The sequence below is a fragment of the Myxococcus sp. CA039A genome (genome assembly GCF_013336645.1).
Taxonomy (GTDB): Bacteria; Myxococcota; Myxococcia; order Myxococcales; family Myxococcaceae; genus Myxococcus; species Myxococcus llanfairpwllgwyngyllgogerychwyrndrobwllllantysiliogogogochensis.
Genome location: NZ_JABUMQ010000371.1, coordinates 1 through 10,079, shown reverse-complemented (window position 1 = coordinate 10,079; position 10,079 = coordinate 1). Strand labels below are relative to the sequence as shown.

Here is a 10,079-nt window from a genome sequence, read left to right as displayed (position 1 = left end):
CCAGAGAACCTCGCCACTTCATGCCCCAGACCTCCCCTTGTTCCCCGCCGGAAACCCCCGGCGCAGGCAGGCTGTCCGTGGCGAAAGGTAGGGCCCATTGTCCGAAACGGCGACCTTCGTGCGGACGACAGAGCTCGCTCGCACGCCGTGCGGTAACCGACCCTTTCCGAGCAGGGTTCGTGCGCGCGCGGACAGGAGTCGACAGGCATCACCATGCGGCCGCCCCCACACGCTCGCGGCGAGGGCACGCGCGAGCGGGCGGCGCACGGCACCCGCTGGCCGCGCACGCGGTCAGCTCATCCGAGGGCCTTGAGGCTCGTGCGAGTCAGCGCCCCGAAAGCGGCGCGGGAATCCGATGCTCCCGCCACGCAAGCAGCTCCGTGAGCGACTCATCCGCCTCGATCACGGTCTGCTCGAAGACGGCGGCGTTCTGGAGGCGAGCCCCCGCGTCCACCTTCACTCCGGCGCCCAGCGCCACGGACTCGCCGACGACGGCGCCCTCCGCCACCGTGACGCCCCGGCCAAAGTACGCGGGGCCCTCCACCTTCGCGCCACTCACGTGCGCGTCGGGATGCGCCCACGAGGACCCCGGCCCTCGCACCGTGCCAGCGAGCGGCGAGTCCGCCCCCAGCCACTCCAACCGCACGCGGCCGGCGAGCACGTCCCGCACCGTGGCCAGATACCGCGACGGCGTGCCCAAATCGGACCAGTAGCCATCCACGCGCACGCCTCGCACCACCTGTCCCTGGGACATGGCGCGCGCGTAGACCTCGCGGTTGATGTCCTCGGGTCCTTGCGCGCTCATGAAGTCGAAGACGCGCGGGGACATGACGTGCACGCCCGTGAAGTGCCACGGCGTCAGGCCCTCGCCTCCAGGCCCGTGTCCCGCGATGCGCCGCACCCGTCCGGACGCATCCAACTCCACCGACGCGTACTTCTCCCCCTCCGGCATGGGCAGCAACACCATCGTCGCCAGCGCACCGGACGCCTGGTGCACGGCCACCACCGGCCGCAGGTCCACCGGGTAGAGGATGTCGCCGTTGTAGACGATGAAGTCTCCGTCCGAGAGGAAGTCGCGCAGGCCCCGGATGCCGCCGCCGGTGCCCTGGATGACGGGCTCGCGCACCACGTGCAGCGCCAGCTTCGCGCGCGCGCACTCCTCGCGAGCCACCTCCTCCATCGTATCCGGCAGGTGGTGGGTGTTGATGCCCACCGCCGTGACACCCGCGGCCTTCAGCACCGCCAGGTGGTAGCGCAGGAGCGGCTGACCCAGGAACGGGAGCGCCGGCTTGGGCCAGCGCTCCGTCAACGGACGCAGGCGGGTTCCCAGACCCGCGCAGAGCACCATCGCCTTCATTGTCGACTCCCCTCCCCCGCCAATGGGCTCAGGCCGCCAGCTCCGGGACGTACTTCGCCACCAGCTCCTGCAGCCCTCGCAGCTCCGGCCGCTGACGGAACGCCTCGCGCACGTAGCGCAGCGACGCGGGGATGGAGACGAGGAAGCCTGGGTTGCCCTTCACGCGGTTGATGTACTCGAAGCGGCCCGCGTCCTTCAGCTTGCGCTGCACGGTGAGCAGGTCGAAGAACGCCTTGAACTCCACCGCGTTGATGCGCTCGCCGCTCGCCTCCTGGAACGTGGCGATGTAGCGGTCCAGCATCGCGTCCACGAAGGCCCGGTCCAGCTCCACGTAGCTGTCGCGCAGGAGCGCCACCAGGTCGTACTGCCTGGGGCCCTGGAGCGCGTCCTGGAAGTCGATGACCACCAGCTCGCCCTCCTTCACCATGATGTTGCGGCTCTGGTAGTCGCGGTGCGTGAAGCCCCGGGGCGCGGCGGCCAGCTGCTTCGCGATGTCCCGGAACGTCGCGTCCAGCTGCGCGCGCTCGGCGTCCGTGGGTAGCTTGCCGCTCCACGCCTCCAGGCCCCACTCGCGGAAGTGGTGCAGCTCCCAGTCGTACAGGTCCTCGTCGAACGAGCGCGTGAAGGCCAGGCAGTCCGGGTCCTGGTGCTTCTCCGCCTGCACCCGCAGCCGCGCCAGCAGGTCCACCGCGCGCGTGTAGAGCGCCTCGTTGTGCTTGCCGCCTTCCAGCGCGGACTCGAAGGTGATGTCGCTCAGGTCTTCAATCACCATCATCCCCGCCGGCTCGTCGTAGCGGAGGATGGCGGGCACGCGCACACCGAGCTTGTTCAGGTAGCGGTGCACGTTGACGAAGGGCAGCTCCTTCGGAGGCTCACCCTTGGTGGCCTCCTCGCTCTTCTTCGTCGCGTCCAGCGGCATCACCATCACCACCCAGCTCTCCGGGGGCGCGCCGACGCGGTAGTACGAGCGATTGCTCGCGTCTCCCTTCAACTTCTTGATGGGAGCATGGGGAACGGGACGGCCAGTGGCCTGTCCCACCTGGTCGCGCAGGGCGGCCTCGAGTTCCATATCGACGGGGTTCTCCAAGGGGGTTGGGAGAAGAGGCTTGCGAGTATGGGAGGGGCGACTTTCCGCGTCAAAGGCCCGGCGCGGCGATTGCCCCCTGGCCCCTCGGGCTGTCACGTAAGCGACGGCGAAACCTTGAGCCCCCAATTCCCGTCGCGACGCGTCGCGCGCCCGGCCGCCCCCTGACGAAGCAGGCCCGTCCCTGCTGGCAGGTCGCCAGGAGACACCCCGGGTCCTGCTGCTCCAGGGGTGCGGGGGAAGTGCCCAGGACGGGGCACTGTTACTTCTCGACCGGGGAGATGGACTCCCGCTGTCGACCGGGCCCCTCCGGCGGCATATAAGACGCGCCGCGAACCCCCTTTTTTCTGGAAGCCCCGATGGACATCCACGACACCATTCTCTCCGCCATTGGCAACACGCCCCTGGTCAAGCTCAACAAGCTCGTCGGACCGAACGATGCGACTGTTCTGGTCAAGTGCGAGTTCATGAACCCGGGCGCGTCCATCAAGGACCGCATGGCGCTGTACATCATCGAGAAGGCCGAGCGGGAGGGGAAGCTCAAGCCCGGCGGGACCATCGTGGAGAACACGTCCGGCAACACCGGCATGGGCGTGGCGCTGGCGGCCGCGGTGAAGGGCTACAAGTGCATCTTCACGATGCCGGACAAGATGTCGCTGGAGAAGATCAACCGCCTGAAGGCGCTGGGCGCGCAGGTGGTGGTGACGCCGACGAACGTCGCGGCCGAGGACCCCCGCAGCTATTACGAGACGGCCAAGCGGCTGCACCGTGAGACGCCGGGCGCGTTCATGCTGAACCAGTACCACAACCCCGACAACATCGAGGCGCACTACCAGCTCACCGGTCCGGAGATCTTCGAGCAGACCGGCGGCAAGATGGACTACTTCATCTCGGGCCTGGGCACCGGCGGGACGATGAGCGGCGCGGGCAAGTTCCTCAAGGAGAAGATCCCCGGCCTGAAGAACGTGGGCGTGGACCCCGAGGGCTCCGTCTACGAGGGCTACTTCAAGACGGGCAAGCTGACCGAGCCGCACGTCTACAAGGTGGAAGGTATCGGCGAGGACATGCTGTGCGGCGCCATGGACTTCAAGGTCGTGGACGACGTGCGCCAGGTGGATGACCGCCAGTGCTTCGCGGCGGCGCGGCGGCTGGCGCGCGAGGAGGGCATCTTCGCGGGTGGCTCCTCCGGCGCGGCCGTGCACGTGGCCGTGCAGCTGGCGAAGGAAGTGGGCAAGGGCAAGACGATTGTCGTCGTGCTCCCCGACTCCGGCAGCAGCTACATCAGCAAGTTCCACTCCGATGAGTGGATGCGCGACAACGGCTTCGCCGAGGACAAGAGCACCGGCACCGTGCGCGACATCATCGGGAGCAAGCAGCGCGACGTGAAGACGGCGCGCAAGGGCGACCGGGTGGACCAGGTCGTGGAGACGATGCGCGGTCACGGCATCAGCCAGATGCCCGTGGTGTCCGAGGACGGCCGCGCGGTGGGCATGGTGCACGAGTACGACCTGCTCAACGCGCTGGTCGCCGGGAAGGCGAAGTTCGCCGACACCATCGACGCCATCGTCTCGCCGCTGCAGGGCGCGCTGTCGCCGGACACGAGCATCGCCCGCCTGCGGGAAATCTTCGCGCAGGACAACGTGGCCGTCGTGAAGGAGGGCGAGAAGGTCATCGCCATCGTCACGAAGATCGACCTCATCGACTTCCTGCACCGCACGGCGGCCTAGTCGGCCCCCAGGCAGTCGCGTCTTGAAGAGGGCCTCTCACCGGTGGTGGGAGGCCCTTTTCGCGTCTGGAGGGCGCGTGCCATCGATGTCCGAAAACCGCGAGCGCGCACGACGCCCCGATGACACTGTCTGGGCATGGACCTGCTCGATTCCGACGCCTGCTACCGCGTGCTCCAGACGCGGGATGCCCGCTTCGACGGCCGCCTCTTCGTCGCGGTGACGTCGACCGGCATCTACTGCCGGCCCATCTGCCCCGCGCGCACTCCGAAGCGGGAGAACTGCCGCTTCTTCGCCTCCGCCGCCGCGTCCCAGGAAGAGGGCTTCCGGCCGTGTCTGCGCTGCCGGCCGGAGACGGCCCCGGACCTCGCCTCCTGGCGGGGCACCTCCAACACCGTGTCGCGCGCGCTGGCCCTCATCGCGGAGGGCGCGCTGGACGGAGGCGAAGCGGGCGTGGACGCGCTGGCGGAACGGCTGGGCGTGGGAGGACGACAGCTCCGCCGTCTCTTCAAGCAACACCTGGGCGCCACGCCGGTGGCCGTCGCGCAGACGCGGCGCGTGCTCTTCGCCAAGCAGCTCATCCAGGAGACGCGGATGCCGCTGGCCGAGGTCGCGCTCGCCGCGGGCTTCGGCAGCATCCGGCGCTTCAACGAGACGTTCCAGGACCTCTACCAACGGCCCCCCAGCGCCCTGCGCCGCAAGCAGGCGGTGGAGACGACCTCCAGCGCGGCGGCGGAAGCGGGCGTCACGCTGCGGCTGCGCTACCGGCCGCCGTATGACTGGGCGGCGATGCTCGCCTATCTGTCCGCGCGAGCCATCCAGGGCGTGGAGCAGGTGTCCGACTCGCGCTACCTGCGCACGGTGTCCCAGGACGGCGCGGTGGGCACGGTGGAGGTGTCCCACGAGCCCGCGAGGGACAACCTCGTGGCGAGGATTCGCTTCCCGCGCGTCCAGTCGCTCCCCGCCATCGTCGCGCGCGTGCGCAGGGTGTTCGACGTGGGCGCGGACATCGAGGTGATTGGCGCGCACCTCTCCAGGGACCCCTTCCTGGCGCCCCTCGTGGCGCTGCGTCCCGGGCTGCGGGCCCCTGGCGCATGGGACGGGTTCGAGCTGGCGGTCCGCGCGATTCTGGGCCAGCAGGTGACGGTGGTGGCCGCGCGCAGGCTCGCGGGCCAGTTGGTGGGACTGTGCGCTGACGCCCCCGTGGACGGACTTGCTCCGGGCCTGTCGCGGGCCTTCCCTTCACCGGAGCGCGTCGTGGCGACGGACCTGGGAGCGCTGGGAATGCCCTCCGCGCGCAAGGCGTCGCTGAAGGCCCTGGCGGAAGCGGCGCTCGCGGACCCGCTGTTGTTCCAGCCGTTCGGCACGGTGGAGGAAGGCGTCGCCCGGCTGCGCTCCATCCGAGGCGTGGGCGAGTGGACCGCGCAGTACATCGCCCTGCGCGCGCTGCGCGAGACGGACGCGTTCCCCGCCAGCGACGTGGCGCTCTTGCGGAGCGCGGCGACAGACGCGGGCGCGCGTCCCACACCCGAGGACCTGCTTCAACGCGCGGAACCCTGGAGGCCCTGGCGGGCCTATGCCGCGCAACACCTGTGGGCCGCGGACCCGGGCCTGCTTCCACGACTTCAAGAGGTGCGTCATGGCTGAGACTCTCCGCTTCCTCATCGACAAGACGGACACCCCCATCGGCGAGCTGGTCATCATCGCGGACCGGGACGGACACCTGCGCGCCGTCGACTGGACGGAGCACGAAGGCCGCATGCGGCAGTTGCTGCGCCTGCACTACGGGGCCGGAGGCTTCGAGCTGGACGCCGCGAGAAATCCGGGCGGACTCACGGAGACGATGCGGACGTATTTCTCCGGGCGGCTCGACGCCATCGACGGCCTGTCCGTCCGCACCGAAGGCACGCCCTTCCAACGCGAGGTGTGGGCGGCGCTGCGGGGCATTCCCTGCGGCGCGACGGTGTCCTACTCGGAGCTGGCGAAGCGCATCGGCCGTCCCGCGGCCGTACGCGCGGTGGGCCTGGCGAACGGCGCCAATCCGGTGGGCATTGTCGTGCCGTGTCATCGCGTGGTGGGTGCCAATGGCTCCCTCACCGGCTACGGAGGTGGCATCGAGCGCAAGCGCTGGTTACTCGACCACGAGTCGCGAGTGCGACGGACATCCACGGCCTGAAGCGCTCTGCGTATCATCCGGCCCCGCTCCACACCCCTGTCGAAAGAGGACCTCTGCCCATGCCTGTCGCTCCGCCGAACTCCGCCCGGGACTTCCGTCAGTTGCACGAAGCGGGCTTGTTGCTGCTGGTCAACGCGTGGGACGCCGGAAGCGCCCGCGTCATGGAGAGCCTGGGGGCCAAGGCCCTCGCCACGACGAGCGCGGGCGTGGCCTGGGCCCAGGGATACCCGGACGGCGACCTGCTGCCGGTGAGTCGACTCCTGGACACTGTCGCCGCCATCACCCGCATCGTGAAGGTGCCTCTGACGGTGGACATCGAAGGGGGCTACTCGGAGGACCCGCACGCGGTGGGCGAAGTGGCCGCGGGGGTGCTGGAGGCGGGCGGCGTCGGCATCAACCTGGAGGATGGCTCGGGCTCGGTGGACCTGCTGTGCGCCAAGATTGAAGCCGTGAAGCGCGCCGCCGCGCGAAAGGGCGCGGACCTGTTCGTGAACGCGCGCACGGATGTGTTCCTGCGGGGCATTGGCCCGGCGGAGCGTCGCGTCGAGGAGACGCTGGCCCGGGCCCGTCGCTATCGCGCCGCGGGCGCGGATGGGCTCTTCGTTCCGGGCCTGAAGACGCCGGTGGACATCAAGGCCATCGTCACGGAAGCGGGCCTGCCCTTGAACCTGATGGCGATTGGCGGCCTGCCTCCCGCGTCGGAGCTCGCCTCGCTCGGCGTGCGTCGCGTCAGCGCGGGCGCGGGCATGGCCCAGTCCATCTTCGGCCGCATCGCGGCGCTCAGCGCGGACTTCCTGCGGGACGGCTCCTCCGCGCCTCCGCCCGAGGCGGGCATCAACTATCCCGCGCTCAATGCCCTGATGGCCCAGCGCTGAGCCGACGTCGCGCGGGCGGACAACAAGACGACGCGGTGTCGCTCGCCCACGCGGAGGGGCGCACCGACGTCGGGTCCAGCCAGCGCCTGGCAGGTGAAGCGTGGCCGCGCCGATGAATGGCGCGGCCCTTGCCATCGGTTCCCTGAGGATGGCTCGCGGCTACTTCGCCGCGCCGCCCTCGGGCCGTCGGGCGAACAGCGCGTTGGCGACCTCCGTCATCACCACTTCGCCATTCTGGTTGCGGACCTCGAAGCGGAACTTGATGGCGCCGCGGTCCGGCTTGCTGCGCGACGGCGTGGTGGAGAGGACCTCGAAGCGCGCGCTGAGCGCATCCCCGGGACGCACCGGCCGCAGCCAGCGCAGCTCGTCGAGCCCCGGTGAACCCAGGCTCGCGGACTTGCCCAACAGGCTCTCCACCGCGAGCTTGTGGCAGATGGAAGCGGTGTGCCATCCACTGGCGATGATGCCGCCGAAGATGCCTTCCCGACCTCCCTCGTCACTCAGGTGGAAGGGCTGCGGATCGAACTGCTTCGCGAAGGCGATGATCTCCTCCCGGGAGACCACGTAGGGCCCGGCCTCAATCGCCTCACCAGGTTGGAAGTCGTCGAAGTAACGCATGGGACTCCTCGGATACGGGTGACTCTTGCTGCGTGGCCCCCTGGCGCATTGCATAGGCCGCTCGCGGGGCCAGGGCAACGCATTGCGGCGCCCATCCGCTCCCGAACCATCTATCCTCGACTTTCTGGATTGGTTGTTTTCATGACAGACTGGCGTGGCCTCGTCAGGCACTGCCAAGGAGACACGCATGTTCGCGAAGCTGCTCAAGAGCCAGTGGTCCATGGTGCTGTGCATGTTGCTCGTGGTGGGGCTCGCCGCCCTGTCCATGGGTGAGCCTCAGGCCGCGCTCGTTGAAGTGGAAGGAGACGCGACGTGTGACCTGGAAGTGAGCACGCCGCCGGAGGGCATGCTGCTCGCCGACAGCGAGCACGCCAACGCGGCCTGTCGTCCCGGCTGCGTGGGTCCGTGCTGGTTCTGCCTGCTGGGTGTCTGTGAAAACCGCTGTATGTAGACAGTCCTCGGAGCGTTGAGCCACCCAGCATGGATGGACGCGGCCAATCTCTGCTCAGAAGTGCCCCATGAATCCGTCGCCTGGGATTCATGGGCTCGCGGAGTCAGGAGTCGCGGTCCTCGTCACGACAGGCTGTGACACTCGGAATTCTTCCGTGCCGCAGTCGGGTGACTCGTCGCGAAGGGGCAGCGCACCCGGCCTGCCCCCTCGCGGTCCTCACCTCAGGGCGCGGTCACCGGGCAGGGCCACCACGCGGGAGGAGAGGCCCGGTCATCCCAGGCGCCATCCCAGTAGTCTCGCAGCGTGTACGCCACCGTGTTCGCGGCGGTGCAGAAGCGCTCCGGATGGGGGTTCACGAGCAGCACCTGGTCGAGGCGCGACACGGGACGGATGTACGTGCCGCAGCGCTGGGTGCTCCCCGGCGGTGGCGGCCCCATGGTGGAGGCGCGCACCGAGTCCACGAGGACGCTCGCGTTGGGCAGCTCACAGGCCATCTGCTGGAGGGCCTGGCTCGCCTTCAGGACGACGTTCACGTCCACCTTGCGCGTCGTCACGAAGCACTCCTCGGAGGTAGGCGTGTAGCGCATCGTCACCACGGAGTACCCCTGGGGAATCTCCGGGCAGTTCGGGAAGTCCAGGTGGAAGAGCGGGTGGAGCGCGCCCTCGCGAAACATGATGAATGAGCTCTCCGTCTGTTCTCCGTCGAAGCCCTCCTGAAACCCGACGACGATGTCAGGGCTGGAAAGAGCCTCGGTCGGGACTCGGTCCAGCTTGCCGTTGCCGTTGCCGTCCACGTAGGCCATCACATAGGCCATGCCCAGCCGGGAGCCTTCCTCCCCCATCAGGGCTCCAGGCTCCGGCAGGCGATTGAGGGGCATGCTGAAGGAGTTGGGGAACCGGCCGTTCACCTTCACGTCCACCCCGGGATGGTGGAACGACGACCTGGGGCTCAGCCGCGCGCACTTGGAGATGCCCTCCGGGTACGTTTGCTGGACCAGGCAGTCCACGACGACCTTGGGCCAGGTGTTCCAGAGCAGCGCCGCTCGCAGCCGGTCGGAGTTGGAGTTGCCCAGATCGAATGAAGCGCTGGATTGAAGCGTCCCCTCCAGCGTGAGCAGCGGCTCATCCCCCGCCTCGTCCCCCAGGACACCGCCGCACCCCGCCAATGCCAGTGAAAGCAGGCCCCACTTCCAGAAACCGCGCTCCAGCCTCGTCGTCATATGGCCTTCCTCTCGGTGCATGGGAGCAATCCCATGTCGCGTGACAGACACCGGCCAGGAGACACGCGCGCCGTGCTTCGAATGCGCTCGGGCCACCTGAACGATGCGAGAAAGGAGACGCGCGGACAGCGAGGCGTGGGACATCCCTTTCACGCGCTTCCGTGTCACAGCCCCCAGGTGCAACCCAGCAGCAGTTGTGGCGCGAGTTGCGTGCGGAGCTTTTCATCCTCGCGCATCAACGCGACATGGCCGCCCAGCCGAGCGAAGAGGCCCGTGCGCGCCCCCACCGGCACCTCCGCGGAGAGCGAGGCGAACGCGGCTGCTCCCGCGCCCGTGCGTGTCCGCCGCGCGGGCAGCCCCAGCTCCCGGCGTCGCTCCGCGTCCGGGCTCGTCGCGCGTTGAACCAGGCCCAGCACTCCGAGGCCCGCATGGGCTCCGGCCCAGACACGTCCCAAGGAGCCCGCCACGCCCAGGCCACTCCACAGCCCCAGCTCCAACTGCTCCAGGTCCTGAGCGGTGGTTGAGCCCCGGGTGGCTCCCAGCGTGAGGCCCCCGAGGAAGGACACTCCCAGCC

9 protein-coding genes and 1 pseudogene are annotated in these 10,079 nt (G+C 69.1%); 5 read left to right on the top strand and 5 right to left on the bottom strand.

The window, feature by feature from the left end:
• Positions 1-325: 325 nt before the first annotated feature.
• Positions 326-1,357, bottom strand: a complete 1,032-nt coding sequence (locus HR086_RS40150; RefSeq protein WP_174464151.1) for a sugar phosphate nucleotidyltransferase — start codon at positions 1,355-1,357, stop codon at positions 326-328.
• 28 nt (positions 1,358-1,385) lie between these two features.
• Complete coding sequence (locus HR086_RS40145; RefSeq protein ID WP_141642399.1) at positions 1,386-2,426, bottom strand: aminoglycoside phosphotransferase family protein; 1,041 nt, start codon at positions 2,424-2,426, stop codon at positions 1,386-1,388.
• 374 nt (positions 2,427-2,800) lie between these two features.
• On the opposite strand from HR086_RS40145, the gene HR086_RS40140 reads away from it, so the two are divergent.
• From HR086_RS40140 to HR086_RS40125, 4 genes are all read left to right on the top strand, one after another.
• Complete coding sequence (locus tag HR086_RS40140) at positions 2,801-4,168, top strand: pyridoxal-phosphate dependent enzyme (RefSeq protein WP_141642400.1); 1,368 nt, start codon at positions 2,801-2,803, stop codon at positions 4,166-4,168.
• A gap of 135 nt (positions 4,169-4,303) precedes the next feature.
• Positions 4,304-5,812: an AlkA N-terminal domain-containing protein gene (locus HR086_RS40135; protein ID WP_174464153.1), complete on the top strand. Its 1,509-nt coding sequence runs from the start codon at positions 4,304-4,306 to the stop codon at positions 5,810-5,812.
• Positions 5,805-6,341 carry a methylated-DNA--[protein]-cysteine S-methyltransferase gene (ogt, locus tag HR086_RS40130; protein WP_174464154.1) on the top strand — a complete coding sequence of 179 codons (537 nt, stop codon included), beginning with the start codon at positions 5,805-5,807 and terminating at the stop codon, positions 6,339-6,341. Before HR086_RS40135 ends, ogt begins: the two co-directional genes overlap by 8 nt.
• Before the next feature lie 59 nt (positions 6,342-6,400).
• The gene (locus tag HR086_RS40125; RefSeq protein ID WP_174468246.1) at positions 6,401-7,216 is read left to right on the top strand and encodes an isocitrate lyase/phosphoenolpyruvate mutase family protein; all 816 of its coding nucleotides are present in this window, start codon (positions 6,401-6,403) and stop codon (positions 7,214-7,216) included.
• A gap of 159 nt (positions 7,217-7,375) precedes the next feature.
• Here HR086_RS40125 and HR086_RS40120 read toward each other — a convergent pair whose 3' ends face one another.
• Positions 7,376-7,834, bottom strand: a complete 459-nt coding sequence (locus tag HR086_RS40120; RefSeq protein WP_174458584.1) for a MaoC family dehydratase — start codon at positions 7,832-7,834, stop codon at positions 7,376-7,378.
• A gap of 187 nt (positions 7,835-8,021) precedes the next feature.
• Between HR086_RS40120 and HR086_RS40115 the strand changes: the two genes are divergently transcribed.
• Positions 8,022-8,285, top strand: a complete 264-nt coding sequence (locus tag HR086_RS40115; RefSeq protein ID WP_174458583.1) for a hypothetical protein — start codon at positions 8,022-8,024, stop codon at positions 8,283-8,285.
• 221 nt (positions 8,286-8,506) lie between these two features.
• Here HR086_RS40115 and HR086_RS40110 read toward each other — a convergent pair whose 3' ends face one another.
• Both HR086_RS40110 and HR086_RS40105 read right to left on the bottom strand, forming a co-directional pair.
• Positions 8,507-9,505 carry a hypothetical protein gene (locus HR086_RS40110; protein WP_174458582.1) on the bottom strand — a complete coding sequence of 333 codons (999 nt, stop codon included), beginning with the start codon at positions 9,503-9,505 and terminating at the stop codon, positions 8,507-8,509.
• A gap of 164 nt (positions 9,506-9,669) precedes the next feature.
• Positions 9,670-10,079, bottom strand: a pseudogene (locus HR086_RS40105) (caspase family protein); the annotation flags it as partial.

What these genes read in the sequence shown, in the direction of transcription:
- HR086_RS40150 (WP_174464151.1), bottom strand. Translation starts at nt 1,357, where the DNA reads ATGAAGGCGATGGTGCTCTGCGCGGGTCTGGGAACCCGCCTGCGTCCG.
- HR086_RS40145 (WP_141642399.1), bottom strand. Translation starts at nt 2,426, where the DNA reads ATGGAACTCGAGGCCGCCCTGCGCGACCAGGTGGGACAGGCCACTGGC.
- HR086_RS40140 (WP_141642400.1), top strand. Translation starts at nt 2,801, where the DNA reads ATGGACATCCACGACACCATTCTCTCCGCCATTGGCAACACGCCCCTG.
- HR086_RS40135 (WP_174464153.1), top strand. Translation starts at nt 4,304, where the DNA reads ATGGACCTGCTCGATTCCGACGCCTGCTACCGCGTGCTCCAGACGCGG.
- ogt (WP_174464154.1), top strand. Translation starts at nt 5,805, where the DNA reads ATGGCTGAGACTCTCCGCTTCCTCATCGACAAGACGGACACCCCCATC.
- HR086_RS40125 (WP_174468246.1), top strand. Translation starts at nt 6,401, where the DNA reads ATGCCTGTCGCTCCGCCGAACTCCGCCCGGGACTTCCGTCAGTTGCAC.
- HR086_RS40120 (WP_174458584.1), bottom strand. Translation starts at nt 7,834, where the DNA reads ATGCGTTACTTCGACGACTTCCAACCTGGTGAGGCGATTGAGGCCGGG.
- HR086_RS40115 (WP_174458583.1), top strand. Translation starts at nt 8,022, where the DNA reads ATGTTCGCGAAGCTGCTCAAGAGCCAGTGGTCCATGGTGCTGTGCATG.
- HR086_RS40110 (WP_174458582.1), bottom strand. Translation starts at nt 9,505, where the DNA reads ATGACGACGAGGCTGGAGCGCGGTTTCTGGAAGTGGGGCCTGCTTTCA.